This window comes from Caldimonas mangrovi (genome assembly GCF_023721835.1).
Classification (GTDB): domain Bacteria; phylum Pseudomonadota; class Gammaproteobacteria; order Burkholderiales; family Burkholderiaceae_C; genus Caldimonas; species Caldimonas mangrovi.
Genome location: NZ_JAMKFE010000003.1, coordinates 266,056 through 289,063, shown reverse-complemented (window position 1 = coordinate 289,063; position 23,008 = coordinate 266,056). Strand labels below are relative to the sequence as shown.

The 23,008-nt window shown below is 68.0% G+C and carries 22 protein-coding genes; 8 read left to right on the top strand and 14 right to left on the bottom strand.

Going from position 1 to position 23,008, the window contains the following annotated elements:
• Position 1 precedes the first annotated feature (1 nt).
• The 10 genes from M8A51_RS06480 to M8A51_RS06435 form a co-directional block, all read right to left on the bottom strand.
• A complete protein-coding gene (locus M8A51_RS06480; RefSeq protein WP_251777379.1) occupies positions 2–490 on the bottom strand; it encodes a hypothetical protein in 489 nt (162 codons plus the stop codon).
• Positions 487–1,560: a beta-ketoacyl synthase N-terminal-like domain-containing protein gene (locus tag M8A51_RS06475; protein ID WP_251777378.1), complete on the bottom strand. Its 1,074-nt coding sequence runs from the start codon at positions 1,558–1,560 to the stop codon at positions 487–489. Before M8A51_RS06475 ends, M8A51_RS06480 begins: the two co-directional genes overlap by 4 nt.
• Positions 1,557–1,832 carry an acyl carrier protein gene (locus M8A51_RS06470; RefSeq protein ID WP_251777377.1) on the bottom strand — a complete coding sequence of 92 codons (276 nt, stop codon included), beginning with the start codon at positions 1,830–1,832 and terminating at the stop codon, positions 1,557–1,559. The genes M8A51_RS06475 and M8A51_RS06470 overlap by 4 nt, the downstream gene beginning before the upstream one ends.
• Positions 1,829–2,983 (bottom strand): ABC transporter permease, encoded by a 1,155-nt coding sequence (locus tag M8A51_RS06465; protein WP_251777376.1) that lies wholly within the window; start codon positions 2,981–2,983, stop codon positions 1,829–1,831. The genes M8A51_RS06470 and M8A51_RS06465 overlap by 4 nt, the downstream gene beginning before the upstream one ends.
• Entirely contained in the window at positions 2,983–3,906 is a 924-nt protein-coding gene (locus M8A51_RS06460) for an ABC transporter ATP-binding protein (RefSeq protein WP_251777375.1), read from the bottom strand. The genes M8A51_RS06465 and M8A51_RS06460 overlap by 1 nt, the downstream gene beginning before the upstream one ends.
• On the bottom strand, positions 3,906–4,886 hold the full coding sequence (locus M8A51_RS26480; RefSeq protein ID WP_251777374.1) for a BtrH N-terminal domain-containing protein: 981 nt from the start codon (positions 4,884–4,886) through the stop codon (positions 3,906–3,908). The genes M8A51_RS06460 and M8A51_RS26480 overlap by 1 nt, the downstream gene beginning before the upstream one ends.
• A complete protein-coding gene (locus M8A51_RS06450; RefSeq protein ID WP_251777373.1) occupies positions 4,883–5,278 on the bottom strand; it encodes a hypothetical protein in 396 nt (131 codons plus the stop codon). The genes M8A51_RS26480 and M8A51_RS06450 overlap by 4 nt, the downstream gene beginning before the upstream one ends.
• The gene (locus M8A51_RS06445; protein ID WP_251777372.1) at positions 5,278–6,408 is read right to left on the bottom strand and encodes a beta-ketoacyl-ACP synthase III; all 1,131 of its coding nucleotides are present in this window, start codon (positions 6,406–6,408) and stop codon (positions 5,278–5,280) included. Before M8A51_RS06445 ends, M8A51_RS06450 begins: the two co-directional genes overlap by 1 nt.
• Positions 6,401–7,336: a dialkylrecorsinol condensing enzyme gene (locus tag M8A51_RS06440; RefSeq protein WP_251777371.1), complete on the bottom strand. Its 936-nt coding sequence runs from the start codon at positions 7,334–7,336 to the stop codon at positions 6,401–6,403. The genes M8A51_RS06445 and M8A51_RS06440 overlap by 8 nt, the downstream gene beginning before the upstream one ends.
• Positions 7,337–7,478: 142 nt before the next feature.
• Entirely contained in the window at positions 7,479–8,216 is a 738-nt protein-coding gene (locus tag M8A51_RS06435) for a UPF0149 family protein (RefSeq protein ID WP_251777370.1), read from the bottom strand.
• 136 nt (positions 8,217–8,352) lie between these two features.
• On the opposite strand from M8A51_RS06435, the gene M8A51_RS06430 reads away from it, so the two are divergent.
• The 3 genes from M8A51_RS06430 to M8A51_RS06420 all read left to right on the top strand — a co-directional run bounded on the left by M8A51_RS06430 (position 8,353) and on the right by M8A51_RS06420 (position 12,595).
• Positions 8,353–9,984 carry an FMN-binding glutamate synthase family protein gene (locus tag M8A51_RS06430; RefSeq protein ID WP_251777369.1) on the top strand — a complete coding sequence of 544 codons (1,632 nt, stop codon included), beginning with the start codon at positions 8,353–8,355 and terminating at the stop codon, positions 9,982–9,984.
• Positions 9,985–10,082: 98 nt separating this feature from the next.
• Entirely contained in the window at positions 10,083–10,700 is a 618-nt protein-coding gene (locus tag M8A51_RS06425) for a response regulator (protein WP_251777368.1), read from the top strand.
• Positions 10,700–12,595, top strand: a complete 1,896-nt coding sequence (locus M8A51_RS06420; protein WP_251777367.1) for a sensor histidine kinase — start codon at positions 10,700–10,702, stop codon at positions 12,593–12,595. Before M8A51_RS06425 ends, M8A51_RS06420 begins: the two co-directional genes overlap by 1 nt.
• Before the next feature lie 25 nt (positions 12,596–12,620).
• Here the strand turns inward: M8A51_RS06420 and M8A51_RS06415 are convergent, their stop codons facing one another.
• Positions 12,621–13,241, bottom strand: a complete 621-nt coding sequence (locus M8A51_RS06415; protein WP_251777366.1) for a glutathione S-transferase N-terminal domain-containing protein — start codon at positions 13,239–13,241, stop codon at positions 12,621–12,623.
• 175 nt (positions 13,242–13,416) lie between these two features.
• On the opposite strand from M8A51_RS06415, the gene M8A51_RS06410 reads away from it, so the two are divergent.
• The 3 genes from M8A51_RS06410 (at position 13,417) to purB (ending at position 17,317) form a co-directional block, all read left to right on the top strand.
• Positions 13,417–14,706 (top strand): YjgN family protein, encoded by a 1,290-nt coding sequence (locus tag M8A51_RS06410; RefSeq protein WP_251777365.1) that lies wholly within the window; start codon positions 13,417–13,419, stop codon positions 14,704–14,706.
• Positions 14,703–15,749 carry a M48 family metallopeptidase gene (locus tag M8A51_RS06405; protein ID WP_251777364.1) on the top strand — a complete coding sequence of 349 codons (1,047 nt, stop codon included), beginning with the start codon at positions 14,703–14,705 and terminating at the stop codon, positions 15,747–15,749. Before M8A51_RS06410 ends, M8A51_RS06405 begins: the two co-directional genes overlap by 4 nt.
• A gap of 194 nt (positions 15,750–15,943) precedes the next feature.
• Positions 15,944–17,317 carry an adenylosuccinate lyase gene (purB, locus tag M8A51_RS06400; RefSeq protein ID WP_251777363.1) on the top strand — a complete coding sequence of 458 codons (1,374 nt, stop codon included), beginning with the start codon at positions 15,944–15,946 and terminating at the stop codon, positions 17,315–17,317.
• Between the two features lie 13 nt (positions 17,318–17,330).
• Here the strand turns inward: purB and M8A51_RS06395 are convergent, their stop codons facing one another.
• A complete protein-coding gene (locus M8A51_RS06395; RefSeq protein ID WP_251777362.1) occupies positions 17,331–18,053 on the bottom strand; it encodes a FadR/GntR family transcriptional regulator in 723 nt (240 codons plus the stop codon).
• Between the two features lie 89 nt (positions 18,054–18,142).
• On the opposite strand from M8A51_RS06395, the gene pyrF reads away from it, so the two are divergent.
• Complete coding sequence (gene pyrF, locus M8A51_RS06390; RefSeq protein WP_251777361.1) at positions 18,143–18,985, top strand: orotidine-5'-phosphate decarboxylase; 843 nt, start codon at positions 18,143–18,145, stop codon at positions 18,983–18,985.
• 3 nt (positions 18,986–18,988) lie between these two features.
• Here pyrF and M8A51_RS06385 read toward each other — a convergent pair whose 3' ends face one another.
• Positions 18,989–21,301: a xanthine dehydrogenase family protein molybdopterin-binding subunit gene (locus M8A51_RS06385; RefSeq protein WP_251777360.1), complete on the bottom strand. Its 2,313-nt coding sequence runs from the start codon at positions 21,299–21,301 to the stop codon at positions 18,989–18,991.
• The gene (locus M8A51_RS06380; RefSeq protein ID WP_259371881.1) at positions 21,298–21,795 is read right to left on the bottom strand and encodes a (2Fe-2S)-binding protein; all 498 of its coding nucleotides are present in this window, start codon (positions 21,793–21,795) and stop codon (positions 21,298–21,300) included. The genes M8A51_RS06385 and M8A51_RS06380 overlap by 4 nt, the downstream gene beginning before the upstream one ends.
• Positions 21,796–21,994: 199 nt before the next feature.
• On the opposite strand from M8A51_RS06380, the gene M8A51_RS06375 reads away from it, so the two are divergent.
• Positions 21,995–23,005 (top strand): porin, encoded by a 1,011-nt coding sequence (locus M8A51_RS06375; RefSeq protein WP_251777359.1) that lies wholly within the window; start codon positions 21,995–21,997, stop codon positions 23,003–23,005.
• Positions 23,006–23,008: the final 3 nt, after the last annotated feature.

The window sequence follows — 23,008 nt, the reverse complement described above, 5'->3', positions numbered from 1 at the left end:
GTCACTCCGGCACCAGCCGCCACCATTGCGTCTGCATCCCGTGTCCCTGGTGTTCCTCTTCGACCCAGCCGAGCAGCACGCCGGATGGCCCGGCCTCGAGTTGCGCCAGCGCGAGCACGGCTGCCGGCTCCCGCGCCACGACCAGCCGGGCGTCGCCCTGCCAGTCGAGATAGTGGCTCAACGCCGCGAGCAACTGGCTGGGCTGGCTCTGAAGAAAGGTAAACGGCATCGGCAGACCGGAAGTGCTTTGCTCTATGCAGGCGCGTGCGGCCCGCATCGGGCCCCGCAAACTTGCCACCCGCAGCGCGACGCCGGCCGGCAAGGTGCTTTCGCCCGCGAGGTCGAGACACTGCACCGCGCCATACAGCGCCAGTTCGCTCCAGGCTCCGATGCGCCGAGGGCGCCGGCCCAGGCGCTGCGTGAGCCATTCTTGCCACCCCGCCGGCGGCGGAGCTGCGACAAAGTGCGCCGCGGTGCGACAGCGGTTCACACGGCCTCCTGGGCAGTGCAGTCCTCGAGCACCACCGCCGCGTGTCCGCCACCGAATCCCAGGATGTACGCGAGGATGTGACGCGCCGCCTCTGGGGCGTGCTCGGCCAGTCCGACGCCGAGCGAGGGGTCGAGCGGGTAGCCGATCAGCGGCCAGTCGCGGCCCTCGATGCACGCCATCAGCAAGGCCGTCTCGGCGACGCCCGCAGCGCCAAGGGTGTGCCCGAGATGCGCTTTCAACGACACCAGCGGCGGCATCGTCTCGAAAAACCGCAGCAAGGCTGCAGCCTCGATGGCGTCGTTGCCCGGGCTGCCGGCGGCCTGCAGCTTGATGAGGCCGATCTGGGACGGCTGGAGGCCAGCGGTCTCCAGAGCCTGCCGGCACATGGCGGCAATCGCCGCCGGTACGGCCGCAGCGGTATCACTGCCGTCGACGACGTTGGCACCGCCCGCCACACGCCAGCGCGAAGGCTCGGTGCCGAGCGAGACGGCCGCCACGGACTCGCCGAGCATCAAGCCCTCGCGTTGCAAGCCGAACGGCAGCGCCTGCCGAGGCGCCAGCAACTGCATCGCACCGAAACCCGCCAGCGTCAACCGGTTGCGCAGTTCCACGCCCAGCACGAGCGCCGTCGGCGTCTGGCCCGCCTGTACGAAGCGGGCGGCGCCAAGCAGCGCATTGATGCCCGACGTACAGGCCGTCGACACGGTAAACACCGGCCCCCGCCAATCGATCCAGTCGGCCACCTGTTCGGCGAAAGCGTGGAAGTTGGGGGAATAGTCACCGCTTTGCTCGCGTGCGCCGATGTCGATGGAAGACGATGCGAGGAACAACGCCCCCGAAGGATCGACAGCGGCACTGCAATCTGCGACGGTCCGCAAGACGATGCGACGCGCGCGTTCGAGCCAGTCGCCGCCTTCGTCGGGGATGGCATGAAACGGCCATGACATGCCGGGTGCCACCTCGACGCGTGCGGGTGACGGTGGCACGCTGCGCACCGCGCGGGCACAGGCGCGCAGATCGAGCCCGAGCGAGCACGAAAGTGCTCGGCCACGCACATAGACTGGCTTCATGCCGCGCCGCGTTCGCGCAAATAGTCGGCGAGCGTCGCAATGGAGTTCAGCGCGCGCCGGGTCTCCTTGCTGTCGGCCATGCGGACGCCGAAGCGCTCCTGCAAGGCCATCGAAACCTGCAAGGCGTCCAGAGAGTCGAGCGCCAACCGGGACTCCGGGCCGAACAGCGTTTCGTGGTCGCCGAGCCCGCCACGCGGAGCCTCTTTCTCGGCTGCCTCCAGCACCAGCTTCTTCAGAACGGCGATCAAGTCGTCGCGTGATGTCGGCGTCATCGTAGAGTCCGTCGGAACAGGAACAGGGCCAGCACCAGCATGGCGCCGGCAAAGGCGCCCAGACGAGCCGCATGCGGCAAGGTGGCCGAGACGTCACCGCCTCGAAGCAGCACGGTCAGCAGCGCCTCCAGTCCCCAGTTCATCGGCGATAACCCCGCCAGCTGCTGCATGAAGCCCGGCATGACGAACTTTGGAACCATGATGCCGCCCACCGCGCCCATCAGCACGTTGAGGATGGGGCCGACGGCCGACGCCTGCGCGTGCGTGCGGACCAGGCACGACAAGGCCAGCGCCAGCCCCACCGCAGCGGCACTGACTGCTGCCACGGCAAGCGTCAACGCCGCCCAGTCGACGCCAGCCAGCGACAGCGCATCGCCCCCGAGAACCGGCATCAGCCATACGCCCACCGCGAGCATCAAAGCCGCCTGCACGGCGTTGATCCCGAGATAGGGCACCGCTTTCGATGCGAGCAGCATGATGCGGCCGACCCCCAGGCTGTGCAGCCGTGCGAGCGTGCCGCTGCTGCGTTCCTGGATGAACAACCCCGCGACCGAAGTGACGACAAAAAACATGCCGAAGACCAGCCATGCCGGCACGTTCTGCTGTACCGCCGTCGGACGTGGCCCCGTGCTCGCATGGCGCTGCGCGTCCACCAGGGCCTGCATCGAAGCGGTATCGGGTGCATCTGCGTCGACAGCGGAGACCACCGCGCGGAACTTGATCTCTCCGGCGATTGCTGTCAATTCCGCACGCAAGGCATTGAACAGATTGCTGTCCATGCCGGGTTCCGTGACCAGATGGAGCACCGACCGGCGCGGCAGCGCCGCACGACCCAGCTCCTCCGACAGCCCGGGTTCGACCACGAGCACGTACTTCAGTTGCCCGGATCGCAGCGGCCCAACCCAGTCGACCGGCAAAGCGCGGGGCTCACCATGCCGTTCCTGCCAGACGGCCAGCAGCGCCTGCGCCAGCTCTCCTTCGTCGTGCACCTTGACAGCGTAGGCCAGTTCGCGCAGCGGCGGGTTGTACACGTCCTTGAGCGCCAGCGACATGATGACGATGAAGATCACCGGCATCAGAAACAGTGCCGCCAGCCCATGCAGGTCGCGCGACAGCGCCAGCAATTCCTTCTTGACGAGCGCACCGAGCATCATGCCTCCCGCAGGGAACGGTGAGTCAGCGACATGAAAAGCTGCTCGAGGTCGCAGCGACCGAACTGGGCGTGGCGCACGCGCAGACCGGCAGCTTCCAGTGCCGCGAAAACGGGGGCCACGCGCTGGGCCTCGGCGAGCCGCAGGCGCAATGGAGCGTCGCCGTCCAGCAGCTCGCCGAAACGCGACAGCAGCGCTCGGGCTTGTTCGACGCCACCGCTTTCGAGCGTGATGGCTAGGTGTGCGGCCCCCTCGGACAGCAACTCGTCCAGCGTGCCGTCGCGCAGCACCCTGCCATGGTCGAGAATCGCGACGCGTTCGGCGATTGCCTCGATTTCCTCCATATAGTGCGAGGCGTAGATCACTGCCACGCCCTGCGACGCCAGCGATCGGATCGACTCCAGCACGAAGGCGCGCGATTGCGGATCGACTCCTACGGTGGGTTCGTCGAACAGTACGAGTTCCGGCTCCGCCAGCAATGCAATCGCGAGGTTCAGCCGGCGCTTCAGCCCCCCTGACAGCCGCTCCGCCCGAACGTCGGCGAACCGCTCCAGCTGGGCAAACGCAAGGCCGGCACGTACACGGTCCCCGAGCCGCGCCCCTGTCAGCCTGGCTGAGCCGGCAAAGCAGCATAGGTTCTCGCGAACCGTCAGCATGGGATAGAAGGCGTATTCCTGGGGTGCGATGGCGATGCGCGTGGGATGGCGCTTGCGAACGAGCGCCAGCGGCTCGCCGTCGACCAGGATCTCGCCGTGCTGAACCGTCAACAGGCCCGCCAACAGGGAGATCAGTGTCGTCTTGCCGGCCCCGTTGGGCCCGAGCAGGCCAAGAACCTCACCTCGCTGCGCCCGCAGCGAAATGCCGTCCAGCGCAGGTCGGGCCGCCGCGGCATAGCGGAACGCGAGCCGATCGAGCGCCAGCATCAGCCGAGCTCGGCCTTGAGGGCGCGGAAGAAGGCCTCTTCCCGAGCCGACAGCTCGAGCAGCTTGTCGGCCACCTTGCCAGGGTCGAGCGGCTCGCGCCCCTTGACCATCCGGGCCGCAGTCAGCGCAAATGCGCGCCAGCCGTCGCCGATCGTCGTCAAGCGTTCCGAGAACTCGGCAAGCCGGGGCAACTCTGCCAGTGCGGCCGCCTCCTGGAGAAAAGCGGCGTAGATGAAGCGGAAACCGGCCCCGCCCGTGCCTATCTCCTCCTGCATGCGCACGATGTGCCCGATGAAGTCGGCGCTGCCAGGCTGGTCGGCCGGCAGGCGACGCAGCTTTTTCGCCAACATCCGCATGCCGCGCACGCCGGCGATGGGCACCGGTGCGAGCATGATCCGGCAAGTCTTGCGGATCGCCGAGCGGACCGCGACGGGCTCCACCGACTTCGCGCCGAGGGTCCGCGGGTAGTACAGCAAGCCCTTGGGCGCCAGCACCCCCTTGGCGAAGCGGGCCCGCTGCAGGTCCGCGCTGGCACATCGCACCGGTTCCTCGAAGACGGGGTCGCTGATCAGATAGTCGCCGTCCGACTTCCCGTACACCAGCAGGTTGTGCGCGTTGAAGTGGAAACGCATGTCCTGAGGGAAATACGGCAGCCAGTACACCGACGTCTGCAACCCCACGACGTGCCCCTGCGCCAGCAATGCGTCGAGCCTCAACTGGCCGGCTGCCTCGGAGCGGAAGGCCTCGAAGCGAAAATCGGCGCCCAGCGGCCGCAGCAACCCCTTGATGATGGACTTCGGCGGCATGCGGTAGGCGATCAACGGCAGCCCCGAAACCTTGACGAACGGCAGATAGGCGAACGACAGCGCGGACGACAGTCCGAAGGCGAGGCTTTCCGTCATCGGCACGCCGTGGTGACGCAACAGGCTGGAAATCACCCCGCTTTCGCAGTGCGCCGCGTGCTGGTGTGCAAAGCTCACGGAACGCTCCTCAGGTCCTGCACCGACAGGCCGAGCGCCTGGGCATAGCGCTGCAGATGCTTCTCATGCAGCTGCGCGAATCGGTCCGGGCGCATGTGGCGGCGCACGCGCCACTGCCAGAACCCGGTGGTCTGCGCGAGCAGAGCAACATCCATGCGTCGCGCGTACATCCAGTACTCCAACGGCGACGCCGCGCCGGCTCTGGCGCGTTCGAGAGCGGCATGCGCCTGCTGCTTCATGACTTCGACGGCATGGCTCGTGACGATCTCTTCGGCTTCCCACCCGCGTGAGGTGGTGATCACCATGCGGCCTCGTGCATCTCGTGCATAGACCGCCTTTCGGTGCCCACCCAGCGTCACGTTGCCATCCTGCGGTACGGCATCGACGTCCATCAGACTGCCTCCATGAAGACGAACCCGCTGGAGAAGCGGCCGCTCTCGGGAACGAACATCAGCAACCGATGCCCCGACTGGATGCGGCCCGAACGGAACAACTCGTCGAGCATGATGTACGGTGATGCAGAGCCGGTGTTGCCCTTGCTCGCCAGGTTGGTGAACCAGCGCTCGCGCGGAATCGGCAGCCCGATCTCCGCCAGCGTACGCTCCATGGCCGGCATGAAGTAGAACGACGACAAGTGGGGCAGGAACCAGTCGATCCGGCTCGCCTCGAGGCTCCGTTTGCGAACGATGTGCTGCAACGGGTCGCGCAGCGTGGCACGTGCGATGTGGTCGTTGAGCAGGCGCACGTCCTGCTTGACGGCAAACACCGAACTCGACCGCCATTGCTCGGAGGGGAAGCTGAGCCAGCCCCGCAGCGATTCATCCTCGTTCTTGTCGGCACCGGCGTACATGCAGGCTGGCAGTTCGTGCGCAGCCGACGACAGCTCGATCCATTCGACGCGCAACGACAACGGCCCCTGCGGCTCACGCTCCAGCAGCACGGCCCCCGCACCATCAGACAGCATCCAGCGCAGGAAATCCTTCTCGAACGCAATCTCGGGCCGGTCATGCAATGCCTGCACCTTGTGCTCGACTTCGGCTTCGAAATTGCGGGCAAGCAGTATGGGAGAAGCCAGTTCGGACCCTGTGGCTACGGCCCGCACCGCATCACCTGCGCGCACCGAGAGCCAGGCATGCTTCAGCGCCGCCGTGCCGGCCAGACAAATCCCTGCGCACGACACCAGTTCCAACCGTGGCCATCCCAGCTCGCCATGGACCATGACCGCGTGATTGGGCATGAGCTGGTCGGGCAGCGAGGTGCCGGTCGCCAGCACGTCGACCGCACCAATGTCACCCAGCGCGCGGATCGCGCTCGCCGTGAGCTGGGCGTTGCTCATTGCCGGCTCCCCCGTCGCCCGGTCGATTGCATAGTGACGCGACTGGATGCCATTGCTGCGCAGGACCACGCGGCGCGCCCGCGACGGTCTGCTTCCGACCTGGCCGAGCACCCCCTCGACTTCTTCATTGTCAACCGGTGCAAAGGGCAGGAAGGCACCCGTGCGGGTCAGGAACACGTCATTCATACTGGGCCATGCGATGGTCGGCGGATCCGGAAGGCAGCTCGAACTGGGTGCGGATTCTATTCAGCCGCCCCTGCAAGGCAGGGCGCAGCAAGGCCTGCAAGGCCAGGCTCGCCGGAACGAGGGTCACGATCATCGTGACCAGGAAGGCAACGTAGAGCAGCAGCAGAGGGCGCCGTCGCGCGCTTCCCGGTGCACCGACCGCCCGCAGCAACTTGCCCCAGAGGAAGAAGCTCCGGGTTCCGGTCTTCTCGCTGAAGTACAGCCGAGGCTCGACCCGCACCGCCACAAGGCCGTGCAGCAGCGGCTGCGACCCTTGCTCGCGCCCTTCGTGCAGCGCATCGCGCAGTGCGAGTCCGAAACGCCTGGCGCCACGCACCTGTGTGTCGCTCAGACCGGCCGGCGGCAGTCCCCAGAAGCCGCTCTTCTTTCCACTCAGCAGCCAGCGCGGCGTGGTGATGAAGGTTGCCAGCGTCGGGCCCGGGTCCGTCAGCACGACGTTGTCGATCAACCGCGCGTCCACAGCGCCGAGCAGCGACTTCATCTTTTCCTGCGCCAGCAGCCACATGTTGCGGCAGGCGACCACGGTCACGACTGGCTTGCCTTTCAGGAGCCGACGCGTGATCGGGTGCTTGAGAAACGCCGTGACGGGAAGCGAAGGCGCGAGAAACCAGACCTGGTAGGGCAGGATGACGAGATCGAAATGCTCGTCCCCATGCAGCGACAGCGGCGCCAGCGCCGGCGGCGCCATGTGGGCCGATTCGGGAAAAGCGTCCAGGAAGCTGAAGAAGGACCAGGGAAACGGATAGCTCGGTTCGGGCCTCAGGGTTTCGACATGCACTTCGACCTTCGGGTCGGCCTGCAGCGGCGCAAGGAGGCTCTCGACCACAGCATCGAGCTGGCCGGTTTGCGAGTATCGAACGACAAGCACTCGCTTCTTGCGGGAGTCGGGTGCGAAAGCAGGCTCAAGGTTCACGAGAAACGCAACAGCAGGATACAAAGCCCAGGACTATAGGCGTTCGGCCTGCTTTCGACCCTCCCCAACTCGGGTGCTCGCGCCGCAGCGAGCGCCCTCAGGAGGCCTTGGTCGGGTCTCCGTGGCACTTCTTGTACTTCTTGCCGCTGCCGCAGGGGCAGGGGTCGTTGCGGCCCGGGCCGGCTTCCTTGCGCACCTGGGCCACCGGCCGGCGCGACGCGCGCTCGCGCCAGAAGTCGCGCAGGTCGTAGACGGCCCACATCGCATCGGCCAGCCGCTCGTCGCGGCTCATCTCGCGCTGCTCGGGGGCCAGTTCGGCCTCGTCGCTCGCCAGCACTTCGAACAACTGCAGGCAGCCGTCGACGAACTCGTTGCCTTCGTCGTCGGCCGGCAGCAGCCATTCGTCCTCGAAGGCATCGACGGCCTGCAGGAAGCCGCTGGCCCACACGGCGCCCAGTCCGGGCACCTCTCCGAAGGCGGCGCGCTCTTCCTCGGGGGTGTGCGCGATCACCGCCTCCCAGTCGGTCAGCAGCGGGTTCAGCGCCCGGTCATCGTCGAGCCGCTGCACCGGCGCCTCGACAGCACGCAGCACGTCCTGCCAGCGGCGTTCGATCAGGTCCATCACCAGCACCTGCTGCGATTCGTCGGCAAAGGGCAGCGCCTCGCCGATCACCTGCGGCAGTGCTTCGGCCGGAGCGCTGGGCGTCGGGCCGCAGGCCATCGCGGCCAGCACGCCATCGAGCTGCTCGAGGTCCGGCACGGCCTCGCTGCGTTCGGACATTTCGGCAAGCAGGACCTCGAGCTGGTCGAGTTCAGCGTCGGTCAGGGGGGGCATGTTGGGTTTCATCGGCGTGTCCAGCGGGCAATCCCGGATTGTCTCAGCACGCCGGGCCGGAAACGCTTCGCCCCGTTGACCGTCCAGCTTTTTGCTGCACGGCATACGATGCCGCGTCGCGACTTCGGAGCACCCCATGCCGTACTGGCTGATCGCCCTCGACCGGCATTTCCCGATCCGCTACCTCGCCTGGCTCGCGAGCGCCATCGGCTTCCTGCTGGCCGCCTTCGTCTGGGTCGGCTTCGACACCGGCGGCTGGTGGGTGCTGCTGTTCGCGGCGCTGCTCGTCACCGGCCTGCACGACGTGCGGCAAGGCCGCCATTCCGTGCTGCGCAACTACCCGGTCATCGGACACCTGCGCTTCCTGCTCGAGTTCGTGCGGCCGGAGATCCGCCAGTATTTCATCGAGAGCGACAACGAGGCCGCCCCGTTCTCGCGCCAGCAGCGATCGCTGGTCTATCAGCGCGCCAAGGGCGAGCCCGACAAGCGGCCCTTCGGGACGCAGCGCGATGTGGGGGCCGATGGCTACGAGTGGATCAACCACTCGGCAGTGCCGACGCAACTGCCGACACACGACTTCCGCATCACCATCGGGCCGCAGTGCGCGCAGCCTTACTCGGCCAGCGTGTTCAACATCTCGGCGATGAGCTTCGGCTCGGTCAGCGCCCACGCGGTGCTGGCACTGAACGCAGGTGCACGGCGCGGCAACTTCGCGCACGACACCGGCGAAGGCTCGATCAGCCGCTGGCACCGCGAGAACGGCGGCGACCTGATCTGGGAGATCGGTTCCGGTTATTTCGGTTGTCGCAACGAGGACGGCAGCTTCAATCCCGACAAGTTCGCCGAGGCTGCACGCGAACCGCAGGTCAGGCTGATCGAGATCAAACTGAGCCAGGGCGCCAAGCCGGGCCACGGCGGCGTGCTGCCAGGCGCGAAGGTGACCGCCGAGATCGCCGCCGCACGCGGCGTTCCGGAAGGCATGGACTGCATCTCGCCGGCCGCTCACAGTGCGTTTTCGACCCCGATCGAGCTGCTGCAGTTCGTCGAGCGGCTGCGCCGGCTGTCGGGCGGCAAGCCGACCGGCTTCAAGCTGTGCATCGGCCATCCGTGGGAATGGTTCGCCATCGCCAAGGCCATGGTCGAAACGCGCATCACGCCCGACTTCATCGTGGTGGACGGCGCCGAAGGCGGCACCGGTGCCGCACCGCTGGAGTTCACCGACCACGTCGGCGCGCCGCTGCAGGAAGGGTTGCTGCTGGTTCACAACACGCTGGTCGGGCTGAACCTGCGCCAGCAGATACGCATCGGCTGCGCCGGCAAGGTCATCAGCGCCTTCGACATCGCCCGCATGATGGCGCTCGGTGCGGACTGGTGCAACTCGGCACGCGGCTTCATGTTCGCGCTCGGCTGCATCCAGGCGCAGGCCTGCCATACCGGGCACTGCCCGAGCGGCGTGGCGACGCAGGACCCCCGGCGCCAGCGCGCGCTGGTGGTGCCGGACAAGGCCGAACGCGTCCACCGCTACCACCAGAACACGCTGATCGCGCTGAAGGAGCTGGTGCAGGCGGCCGGGCTCGGCCATCCCAACGAAATCACCGCCGCGCACATCGTGCACCGCACCGCGCGCCACGAGGTCAAACTGCTGGCAGGGCTGCTGCCCTTCGTGGCGCCGGGCGCGCTGCTCGTCGCGGAATTGCCACAACAGGTCTTCGCGCGGTACTGGCCCTTGGCGCAGGCTCATTCGTTCCAGCCGATGGCGCAGCTGTAGAAAGACCGGGTATCCCCCAATCCATGGGGATGCCGGCGCGGGAAGGCTTGATTAGGATGGCCGTTACATTACAGGACCACCCCCTGGACAGCCTCCCCGTGCTTTCGGTCTACCTGGTCGAAGACGACCCTTTGCTGGCTCGCCACGTGCTCGACGCGCTCAATGGTGCAGCCGGCATCCGTTGCGTCGGCCATGCCGACCGCCTGTCGAAAGCGCGCGCCGAGCTGCCGGAGCGCCGGCCGGACGTGCTGCTGTCCGATCTCGGCCTGCCCGATGGCGACGGCACCGAGCTGATCCGCGAGTTGAACGCACACCGGCACGCCGGCTGGCACCCGCATATCCTGGTGTTCTCGGTGTTTGGCGACGAAAGCCGGGTGATCCACGCGATCGAGGCCGGGGCCGACGGTTATTTCCTGAAAGGGTGCCCGGATCGCGAACTGGTGCAGGCCGTGCAGTGCGCCTCGCATGGCGAATCGCCGATCTCGCCGGCCATCGCCCGCTACCTGCTCAAGCGCTTCGACGGCGCGAGGCAAAGCGCCGACCGGCTGTCCGGTGCCGAGCAAGCGGTCCTGAAACTGGTGGCGCAGGGCTATGTGCCCGAAGAAGTGGCGGAACGCCTGATGATGACGGCGCATGGCGTCGCCACGCACGTGCGCGGCATCTACGCGAAGCTGCAGATCCGCCACCAGCCCGCCGCGATGCGCCTGGCAGGCTGATGATTCGCCTGTTCGGGTTGGGCCGGCTTGTCGCCGCGCTGGTCCTGGCGTGGGTCCTGGCGCTGCTCGCTGCCACGTCTGCCGGTGCCGCCCCCGTCCACGTGCGCTCGGCCTGGTTGATCGATCTCACCGAGCCCGGCGCCATCGAGCACCCGGTGCGCCTGCCGGATGGCTGGGAACACACGGCGCCGCGCCGCAATGGGCGGGCCAGCTACCGGCTCAGCGTGCCCGACTCGGCACTGCAGGTCGACCGGCCTTCCCTTTTCCTGCGCCGTGCCGGCAACGCTTTCCGAGTGCATTTCAACGGCCAGTCGGTGCTCGAAGTCGGCGGCGATACCTTGCCGCTGCCGAACTACAACAACGAGCCGCACCTGATCCGGTTGCCGCGCACGCTGCTGCGTGCCAGCGGCAACACGCTGGTGATCGAGGTCATCGGGCAGCCGAAGCGCGAAGCCGGCCTCTCGACCGTCTGGGTCGGCAACGACAGCGAACTCGAACCGCTGTACGAGCAGGCCATGACCGCGCAGGTGCGCGGCAGCTGGTTCGTGATCAGCGCCAGCCTCGTGATGGGCATGCTGGCACTGCTGCTGGCTTGGCGCACGCGCCTGCCGATGTATGGCTGGTTCGCCCTGGCCAACCTGGTGTGGGCCTGGCGCGTCAGTGCCTTGAACGTGCACGCTCCCGGCATCTGGGCCGGCCCGCTGCACTGGGCGTTCGAGTTGAGCTACAGCGTTTTTGTGGCGTCGATCTCGATGTCGCTGCTCACGGTCATCCAGCGCGACACGCCGATCGCACGGCGGCTGATGGCCGGCTTCGTCGGGTCGGCCCTGCTGCTGTCGCTGGGCAATGCGCTCTTCAACCTGCCGCTATTGCGCACCGCGCACCTGCTGCTGATACTCGTCGTGACGGTCAGCATGGCAGTGTTCCTGGCGCACTACACGGTGCGCGAGCGCTCGCGCACCGGCGCGCTGCTGTGCTTCTCGGCGGTGGTCGGGGCGATCTTCGGTGCACGCGATTGGGTCGTGTTCCGGCTGCAGCAGGACTACGACGCCTACACCTGGTCGCGCTACGCGATCTTCTTTCTGCTGTTCGTGATGGCCTGGCGCCTGGTCGAGGACTATTCGTCCACGCTTGCCCGGCTGCGGGACATCAACCGCAACCTGCAGGACGCCGTGGAGCGCAAGCAGAACGAGCTGCAGCTGGCGTTCGAAAGTCGCCGCGAGGTCGAGCGCCACCAGGCGGCCAGTGCCGAGCGCGACCGCATCCTGCGCGAGATGCACGACGGCCTGGGCGGCAGGCTGGTCGGTGCGATCGCACTGTCACAGCAACTGTCGCCGAGCGCCGACGGCATCGAGTCGCCCACCTTGCACCAGTTGCGCCAGGCGCTTGACGACTGCCTGGTCGAACTGCGGCTGTCACTCGACTCGCTCGAGGCCGAGCAGTGCAGCATCGGCGAGGCGCTGGCCGAGATGCGCTTCCGGGTCGAGCCGTCGCTGCGCGCGGCCGGCGTGCGGCTGGTCTGGAACGTCGACGACGAGGCGGTGGACGCCGAGCTGCGGCCAGGCGACACGCTGCAGGTGCTGCGCATCGTGCGCGAAGCGTTCACCAACGTCATCAAGCACGCGCAGGCCACCGTCGTGTGGCTGACGCTCGCGCGCGCCGGTCACCGCATCGAGCTGACCGTGCTCGACAACGGCCTTCTGCAGCGTTCGACGCCGGGCACGCGCCGCCTGCCGGCGATGCCCAGCGGCAAGCGCGGCCTCGCGAACATGCGCCAGCGCGCGCAACATCTCGGCGCCGACATCGAGATCGGCCCACACCCGGAAGGTTGGTCCGTGCGCTTGAGCTTCTCGGCACCGGTGCCTGCCGCGGTCTCCAAGCAAAACGCCGCTTGACGCGGCGTTTTCCGGGGAAGGTGGTTCAGCTCTGCGGAGGCTGCGTGTCGACGAAGCTCTGGCGTTGCGACAGCTTGTCGTACAGCTTCGCAAGGTTGGGGTGGTCGCGCCGCCAGTCGATCTGCGGGAAACGGAAATCGAGATACCCGAGTGCGCAGCCGACGGCGATGTCGGCCAGCGTGAAATGGATGCCGGCGCACCAGGGCCGGTCGCCGAGCCCCTGGCCCATCGCCTTGATGCTCGCGTGCACCTTGTGCATCTGCCGGTCGACCCAGGCCGCGCTGCGCTGCAGTTCGGTGCGGCCCGGCCAGGTCAGTTCGAGCCGGGCGAGGATGCTGGCGTCGACCAGGCCGTCGGCCAGCGCTTCCCAGGTGCGCACCTCGACGCGTTCGCGGCCGGAGGCCGGGATCAGCCGCTGCACCGGCGACAACGTGTCGAGGTATTCCACGATCACGCGCGAATCGAACACCGCCTCGCCACCCTCCATCACCAGGCAGGGCACCTTGCCCAGCGGATTGGACTCGGTGATGCCGGAGCCGGCGGCCCAGACGTCTTCGAGTTCGAGCTTGTAGTCCAGCCTCTTCTCCGCCATCACGATGCGCACCTTGCGCACGTAGGGGCTGGTCAGCGATCCGATCAGTTTCATGGTGTGACTGCGATGGTGTGGAGCTGATTCTAGGGGGTGTTGGACCTCGCTTCCGGGCAGCTGCCACCCCCTTCTTGGGGCTGTCGTCAACACGACACGAAGGGCGCCGGCGCTGGAATCCCGGTGTTACAGTCGCCCGGATCGAGGTGAAAAACCCGCGGGGAGGAGCGAAAAAATGAACACGAGCATTGCATCCGGGCCGCAGGCGATGCCCGACCTCGGCGTGGTCGTCGACAGCGGCGGCATGCCGGGCATGGTGAGCTCCATCGGTGCCGAGCCGCCGGTCAACAGCGTCTTCTCGCGGCTGCTGCACCCCGCACACGCGCACCACATCCCGCTGGAGTTCACCGGCTCCGGCTCCGAATACTTCCGCATCTGGATCGTCAACCTGCTGCTCACGCTGGTGACGCTGGGCCTTTACTACCCCTGGGCCAAGGTGCGCAAGCTGCGTTATTTCTACGGCAACACGGTGGTCGCGGGCCATGCGCTCGACTTCCACGGACAGCCCAGGCGCATGCTGCGCGGCACGCTGCTCGCGGGGGTCTTGCTGGTGGCCTATGGCCAGGCCGGCGAGTTCTCGCCGATCGCCGGCTTCGTCGCTGCGCTGGCGCTGAGCCTGCTATGGCCGGTGCTGTTTCGCGCGGCGCTGCAGTTCCGGCTCGGCCACACCAGCTGGCGCGGCTTGCGCTTCGCGTTCGCCGGCTCTGCCGCCGACGCGTACAAGGCGCTGGCGGTGCCGCTGCTGATCTTCCTGCTGCTGCCGTCGGCGCTCGGAATGCTGGCCGACCCCGAGGGCGGCCAGGCCGATGCAGCGGCGGCCGCCACGGTCGGCCTGGCCATCCTCGCGCTGCTGGGCGTCGGCCTGCTGGCCCTGCCCTACTTTCACTGGCGCCAGAAGAAATACCAGCACGACCACTACCGCGTCGCACAGCTCCAGAGCGAGTTGCGCGTGGGGGCCGGCACCATCTACGGCATCTACCTGCGCACGCTGGGCCTGGTGCTGCTGGTGCCGGTGGCGTTCTGCATCGCCGTGGCACTGACCCTCGGCGGGGTCCTTGCCGACAAGGGCTGGTACTCGGCACTGATGGTCGCGCTCGCCACGTTCGCCTGGGCGTTGTTCCTGTTCGGCGGCCTGTACCTCTACATCGTCGTCGGCCCCTACTTCACGGTGCGGCTGCAGAACCTGTTGTGGACCAAGACCGGCAACCGCTACCTGCGGTTTCGCAGCGAGCTGGCGCTGTCGCGCTACCTGGGCCTGCAGCTCAAGAACTACCTGCTGGTGCTGATCACGCTGGGGCTGTACTGGCCGTGGGCGACGATCGCCAGCCGGCGCATGCGACTGGAAGCCGTGACGCTGGTCTCGCGTATCGATCTCGATGAGCTTTACATGGCGCTCAAGCCCCGCACCGGCGACGCCGCCGCCGACATGGGCGACGAACTGCTCGGCTTCGACATCGGCCTGTGAACGCGTCCGACCGTTCCGCTCCGACGCTGGCACTCGATTACTTCGACGGGCGCCGCGCACGCGCGCTGCGGGTGCAGGCCTGCATCGGCGATGGGATGCTGCATCTGCGAGGCGACGGCGTCGAACGCAGCGTCCCTCTGCGCGACGTCCAGTGGCCCGAGCGCACGCGCCACGGCAAGCGCATCGCACACCTGGACGACGGTGCCTCGCTGCACGCACCAGATGCCGCCGCATGGGACGCATGGGTCCAGGCAGCCGGCCAGCACGACGGCCTGGTGTCGCAAGTCCAGCAGAGCTGGCGCTGGGTGTTCGCCTCGGTCGTGCTGCTGCTCGGCCTGGTGGCCCTGGGCTACCAATGGGGCTTGCCGTGGGCGGCGCGCGGAGTGGTGAGCTTCGTGCCGCACGTCGTCGACGAGACGATCGGTGCATCGGCCTACGCGTCGATCGGCTCCCACCTGCTGCAACCCAGCGCACTGCCGCAGGCCGATCAGCAGCGTTACCGCCAGGCCTTCCAACAGGCGGTGCAACGAGCCTACCCGGACGGCGGCGCCCCCGATTGGCAACTGCACTTCCACCAGAGCCGCATCGGCCCGAACGCCTTCGCGCTGCCGGGCGGCACGATGGTCATGACCGACGAACTGGTCAAGCTGGTCGATGGCGACGCAGACGCCATCGTCGGCGTGCTCGCGCACGAACTGGGTCACGTCGAACGCCGGCACGGCATGCGCGCGCTGGTCCAGGCCACCCTCCTCGGGGCCGTAGCGAGCGTCGCCTTCGGCGACTTCAGCGGCTGGCTCGCGACCGCGCCGGTGGTGCTCGGCCAGGCGGCTTATTCGCGCCATGCCGAGCGTGAAGCCGACCGCGACGCGATCCGTCTGATGAAGGCCGCCGGCATCTCGCCGTTGGCCATGGTGCGCTTTTTCGACAAGATGGCCGAAAAAACCGGCGACCGCGAGCCTTCGGCGCTGGGCATCGCGTTCGCCAGCCATCCGCCCGACGCGGAGCGGGTGGCGATGTTTCGCGAAGCGGCCGCGACGCCTTGAGGCCCGGCCCTGCGCAGGGGTCTGGTGCCGTGGACCGGCGCGGGCTGCTTGTCCGCCGACGCATCGACGTCGGCGCGGCTGCGCGAAGGAGGCTGCGGCACCGATGCGCCTCGCTCCGGGGCCGGGCAGGCGGAGCGCCTAAAATCACGCCTTCTTTCCGCGTCTTCGCCGAGCTGCCCGGCTCGCCCACCGCCATGGACTTCTCCCCCCTCACCGCCCTGTCGCCGCTCGACGGCCGCTATGCCGCCAAAGTCGCGGCGCTACGCCCGCTGCTCAGCGAGTTCGGCCTGATGCACCGCCGGGTGCAGGTCGAGGTCGAGTGGTTCATCGCGCTGTCGGACGCCGGCTTTGCCGAGCTCGCGCCGCTGTCGCCGGCCGCCCGTGCGCACCTGCGGAGTCTGGTCGACGGCTTCTCCGCTGCCGACGCGCAGGCGATCAAGGACATCGAGAAGACCACCAACCACGACGTCAAAGCGGTCGAATACTGGATCAAGTCGCGCTTCGAAGGCCACGCCGAACTGCAGTCGGCCGGTGAATTCGTGCACTTCGCCTGCACCAGCGAGGACATCAACAACACCTCGCACGCACTGATGCTCAAGAGTGCCCGCGAGCAGGTGCTGCTGCCCGCCCTCGAACGGCTGATCGCGAAGCTGACGGCCCTGGCGCACGACCTGGCCGCCATGCCGATGCTCAGTCGCACGCACGGGCAGACCGCCAGCCCGACCACCGTCGGCAAGGAAATCGCCAACGTCGTGGCGCGCCTGGCCACCGCGCGCGAGCGCATTGCGGGCGTGCAGCTGCTTGCGAAGATGAACGGTGCGGTGGGCAACTACAACGCACACCTGGCGGCCTACCCGGCGTTCGACTGGGAGGCGTTCTCGCGCCGGGTCGTCGAGCAGCAGCTGGGCCTGACCTTCAACCCGTACACCATCCAGATCGAGCCGCACGACTACATGGCCGAGCTGTTCGACGCGGTCACGCGCGCCAACACCATCCTGATCGATTGGTCTCGCGACGTGTGGGGCTACATCAGCCTGGGCTACTTCAAGCAGCGCACCAAGGCCGGCGAGATCGGCTCGTCGACGATGCCGCACAAGGTCAATCCGATCGACTTCGAGAACGCCGAAGGCAACTTCGGCCTCGCGAATGCGGTGCTGACACACCTGAGCCAGAAGCTGCCGATCAGCCGTTGGCAGCGCGACCTGACCGACTCGACGGTGCTGCGCAACATGGGGGTCGCGCTGGGTTATGCGCTGCTGGGCTACGACTCGCTCGCGCGCGGGCTCGACAAGCTGGAAGTCAATGCGCAGGCGCTGCATGACGACCTGGACGCGGCCTGGGAGGTGCTGGCCGAGCCGATCCAGACCGTCATGCGCCGCTATGGCCTGCCCAACCCGTACGAGCGGTTGAAGGAGTTGACGCGCGGCAAGGCCATCACGCGTGCAGCGATCCAGCAGTTCATCGAGACGCTGGAGTTGCCGCAAGCAGAGAAGGACCGCCTGGCCGCCATGACGCCGGCCAACTACACCGGCCTGGCGGCTGGCCTCGCAGGCCGCATCGGCAGTTGAGCCGGCTCCGGTGTCAGCGGGGCCGCCGGGGCGCTGCAGGCTGAGGTGGCGTGGGGTCCAGCGCTTCGAGTATCGGCTGCAGCAGCGCACGCGCCGCATCCACCGCCGCGGCCTCGTTGCGCCGCGCAATCGCGTCGCACACAGCCACGTGGGCGAGGTAGTCCGGCTCCGGCAGGCCGCCGAGTTCCAGCGTCGCCCGCACCGTGGAGCGCACCGCACGCTCGAAGAAGTGATACAGCTTGCCGAGCGCCGGGTTGTGCGCCGCGTCGACCACCGCCCGGTGAAAAGCCAGGTCGTGCTCGACGAACACGCTGGGGCGGCGGCGGTTCAGATGCTCGCCGCGCAGCGACAAGGCCGCACGGATGCGCTCCAGGTCTTCCGGCGTGCGCCGCCGCGCGGCCAGGCGCGCCGCCTCCACCTCCAGCATGGCCCGCACCTCCAGATGCTCGCGCAACGTTGCGCGGCTCAGGTCCTGCGGCACGTCGCTGGCGTCCACCGCCGAGCGGATGTAGGTGCCGTCGCCCTGGCGCACCTCGAGCACGCCGCTGAAGGCCAGCACGCGCACTGCCTCGCGCACCGTGTTGCGGCTGACGCCCAACTGGGCCGCCAGCTCGGCTTCCACCGGAATGCGCTCGCCGACGCGCCACTCGCCGCGCTCCAGTCGCTCGCGCATCTTGTCGACCGCCACGTCGACCAGGGAACGGCGCGATGAAGACGAAGCAATGCCGGTGCTCATACCTGCTGCCCTCCTGCGGGTGAGAGAAACATCGGATGATTCTAGGGGCCTTGCGCGGCCCCCGGGGGCAGGTCCATAAAATGCGGCCCATGGACTTCATCGACATGCTGCGCGCCGCCGAGCGCACCAACCGCTCCCTGCTGTGCGTGGGGCTCGACCCGGAGCCGGCCCGATTTCCCGGCGCGTGGAAGGGCGATCCGTCGCGCATCTATGAATTCTGCGCAGCCATCGTCGATGCCACCCAGGACCTGGTGATCGCGTTCAAGCCGCAGATCGCGTATTTCGCGGCCTACAGCGCCGAGGCGCAGCTCGAGAAGCTGATGGCACACATGCGTGCCGTCGCGCCGCAGGTGCCGGTGATCCTCGACGCCAAGCGCGGCGACATCGGCTCGACCGCCGAGCAGTACGCCAAGGAGGCCTTCGTGCGCTACGGCGCCGACGCAGTGACGCTGTCGCCCTTCATGGGCTACGACTCGGTCGAGCCCTATCTGCGCCACCCGGGCAAGGGCGCGATCCTGTTGTGCCGCACCTCCAACCCCGGCGGCTCCGATCTGCAGAACCGGCGCTTGGCCGACGTCGACGGCCAGCCGCGCGTCTACGAGCACCTGGCGTCGCTGGCGCAGGGAGACTGGAACCGCAACGGCCAGCTCGGCCTGGTGGTCGGCGCAACCTACCCGGAAGAGATCGCCCGCGTGCGCGAGCTGGCACCGACGGTGCCGCTGCTGATCCCCGGCGTCGGCGCACAAGGCGGCGATGCGCGCGCCACGGTGCAGGCAGGTTATCGTGCCGACGCAAACGGCATCACCGGGCTGGTGATCGTCAATTCGTCGCGCGCGGTGCTGTATGCGAGCAGCGGGGACGATTTTGCCGCGGCCGCGCGGCAGGCGGCACTGGCGACACGGGACGAGCTGAACGCCGCGCGCGGCGCCTGACAGTCAGGCGGTTGCCCGATCAGCCAGCGGCAGGAAGGGCAAGCTGCGCAACCGCTGCCCCGTCAGCGCGAACAGCGCCGCTGCCAAGGCCGGTGCCACCGGCGGCGTTCCCGGCTCGCCGACGCCGCCCGGCGCACGGCTGCTGCGCACGATGTAGGTTTCGATCACCGGCGTGTCGGCCAGCGTCAACAGCGGATAGTCGGGAAAATTCTGCTGACGGACCGCGCCGCGCTGGATGTCGATACGCCCGTGCATGGCTGCGGTGAGGCCGAAGATCACACCGCCTTCCATCTGCTGCGCAACGATGCCGGGGTTCACGACCACGCCGCAGTCGATCGCGCACACCACACGGTGCACGCGCGGCCGGCCCTGTTCGAGCGAGACCTCCAGCACCTCGGCAACGATGGAGTTGAAGCTTTCGTGCAGCGCGACGCCGCGTGCCCGGCCGGCCGGCAGCGGCGTGCCCCAGCCGGCCTTTTCAGCGGCCAGCTTCAACACGGCCTGGTGGCGCGGCTTGTCGTCGAGCAGCGCCAGACGAAAGGCCACCGGATCCTGCCGGGCCTCGAACGCGAGTTCATCGATGAAGCCCTCGCTGAAAAAGGCGTTGTGCGAGTGGCCGACCGAGCGCCAGTAGCCGATCGGCACACCGCTTTTCGTCGCAGCATGGGCCACGCGCTGATGGCGCACCTGGTAGGGAATGTCGAACAGGCCTTCGCTGGTGGTCTTGTCCGGCAGATCGAACGGGCCGGTCAGGGCCGGCAGCCCTCGCTCCATCCATCGCGGGGTGATGGCGTCGCCGGCGCTGGCGATCTGCAGCGCCAGCGGCAGACCCTTGGCGTCGAGTGCGGCGCGCATCACTGCCACGGCGGCGGGACGATAGAAGTCGTGCGTGAGGTCTTCCTCGCGCGGCCAGATCAGCTGCACCGGCCGTCCGCCCATCTCCATCGCCACGCGTACGGCCTGGCCGACGAAGTCGACGTCGAGCCGGCGGCCGAAGCCGCCGCCCAGCAGCAGCACGTGCACCGTCACGTCGGCGGAGTCGACGCCCGCGACACGCGCCGCAACGTCCCTTGCCAACGTCGGCGCCTGGGTCGAGACCCATACCTCGACCTTGCCGTCGTGCACGCGCGCCGTGCAGTTGATCGGCTCCATCGTGGCATGCGCCAGATACGGCGCGCGGTAGACCTGCTCGACCACGCGCGTCGCCGAACGCTCGGCCTCCTGCACGTCCCCGCGCCGGTGAAACGCAAAGCCTTCGCCATCGCGCTGGGCCGCTCGCGCTGCAGCTTCGAGCGACTGCTCGATCGTACGGCTCTCGAGCAGCCCGCGCTCGGGGTCATGCGGCGGCGCATGCCAGTCGATCGGCATCGCCATCGCGGCCTGCTTCGCGTGCCAGTAGGTGCGGCCGACGACCGCCACGCCGGCAGTGGCGCCGGCGATGGGCCCGAGTTTCACCACCCGTTCGATGCCGGGCATGCGCAGGGCTTCGTCGACGCCGACGCGGCCGTAGCCGCCGCCGAGCATGGGGCTCATGCGCATCACCGCATAGCGCATGTCGGGCAGCCGCACATCGATGCCGAAGCGCGCGCTGCCATTGGTCTTGGCCGGCACGTCGGTGCGCGGCGCACTGCGGCCTATGAGCTTCCACGTCTGAGCCGGCTTCACTCGAACTTCGGAGACCGACAGCGCGGCAGCCTGCTTGACCAGTTCGCCGAAATGCGCGCTGGGGCCCGACGCATGGCTCACGACGCCCTCGACGATGCGCAGCTCGGACACCGGCAGCCGCCATTGCAGCGATGCTGCGCCCAGCAGTTGTGCGCGCGCGGTGGCAGCGGCCGTGCGCAGCACGTCCCATGCATCGGCCACGCTGCTCGAACCGCCGGTCGCATTGACGCCGAGCTCGCGGGCCAGCTTGGCCACCATCCACTCGGTGATCAGCACGCCAGTGTTGTCGTCTCCCGGCTCGCGGTCAGCCGGGTGGATCGGCAGGCTGCCAACGAACATCGCGACGTTGCCATAGATCGTGTCGCTGCCGGCCGGCTCCAGCTTCACGCGGTCGAGCGGCACGTCGAGTTCTTCGGCGACCAGCATGGGCAGCGCCGTGTGCACGCCCTGGCCCATCTCGCTGCGGTGCATCGCCAGCACCACCTGTCCGTTCGGATCGATCTTGATCCAGCCGTTCAGGCCCACCTGCTCGCCGTGCACCGGCAGACTGCTGCGGTTGCCGACCCGGCTGCGCGGCGGCAGCAGCCCCCAGCCGACGAGCAGAACGCCGCCGGCACCGGCGGCACTGAGCAGGAAGGTCCGTCGCTTCATGCGCGCCTCGATGTGCGCCGCCCGCGCAGCGGGGAGCCGAGTTCGAGCGCGGCACTCTTGATGGCGGCGCGCACGCGCGGGTAGGTGCCGCAACGGCACAGGTTGGTCATGGCGGCGTCGATCTCGGCGTCGCTGGGATCCGGGTTGCGCCCGAGCAGCGCCGCAGCGGCCATCAGCATGCCCGACTGGCAGTAGCCGCACTGCGGCACCTGATGCTCGACCCACGCACGCTGCAGCACGTGGCGCTGCTCGACCGTGCCCAGGCCTTCGATCGTCTGCACCGCCCGGCCCTGCACCGCCGACACCGGCGTCACGCACGAACGCACGGCGTCGCCGTCGACGCGCACGGTGCACGCACCGCACGCGGCGATGCCGCAACCGAACTTGGTGCCCGTCATCTCGAGCACGTCGCGCAGCACCCACAACAGCGGCATCGCGGGATCGACCACGTCATCGCTCACCGTGCGGCGCTGTCCGTTGATGTCGAGTTCCATCGCGTGTCTTCTCCTGTATCCCCAACGAGGTGCCTGGGCGATTGTCGCCCCGTGACGCACGCTCGTTCGACGCGGAATCTTCCCATGCACAGAAATGCTGCACACGCATGGCAGTTTTGACATCCGTGCCATGAACCTGCGAGTGGCCCAGCGTTTGCTTACACGTCGGCCGACCCTTGACACGCATTGGAGATGCCTCATGAAGTTCCGCCTTTCCACGCCGGTACGTGCCACCGTTGTCGCCTGCCTCACGGCGGCTGCCTGGGACGCGCATGCCCAGTCCAGCGCACAGCTCTACGGACTCATGGATGTGTTCGTCGGCTCGCTCGAGAACAGCGGCACCCGCAGGCTCAGCAAGGTCGATTCCGGCGGCATGACGACCAGCTACATCGGCATCAAGGGCGCGGAAGACCTGGGCGGTGGCCTGAGCGCGCAGTTCGCGATCGAGTCCTTCCTGCGGGCCGACACCGGCGAGGCCGGACGCTTCGGGCCCGACGCATTCTGGGCGCGCAGCGCCTACGTCGGCTTCGCCGGCAGCCTCGGCACGCTGCGCTACGGGCGCAACACCAACCCGACCTTCGTCACGACGCTGGTGTTCAACCCGTTCGGCGACTCGTTCGGCTTCTCGCCCGCCATCCGCAACCATTTCGGTGGCGGCACCGGCCAGGTGGCCGGTGACACCGGCTGGAGCAACTCGGTCGCCTACCTGTCGCCGAGATTCGGCGGCTTGAGCGCGAGCCTGCTCTATTCGATCAGGGAAGCCGCGCAGGGCGCGAACTTCGGCGGCAGCCTGACCTATTTCGCCGGCCCGCTCGGCCTGGCATTCGCTGCGCAACAGGTCAAGGTGCCGTTCGCCGCCGGCAAGGAAACCACCTACCAGCTCAACGGCTCGTACGATTTCGGCATCGCGAAGGCCTACGGGCAATACACGCAGGTCAAGGAGGACGATACCGGCAGCACGGTGCCGAAGAACCAGCTGTACCAGCTCGGTGCGAGTGCCCCGGTCGGTGCCGGCTCGGTGCTGGCGTCGTGGGGCCACGCGAACAGCGAGCCGACGGCCGGCGACGACATCAAGCGCAACACCGCTTCGCTGGGCTATGACCACTTCCTGTCCAAGCGCACCGATCTTTACGCCATCTACATGCACGACAGGGTCAAGGGCGAGGACGCCGGCAACAGCTTCGCGGTCGGTATCCGGCACCGTTACTGACAG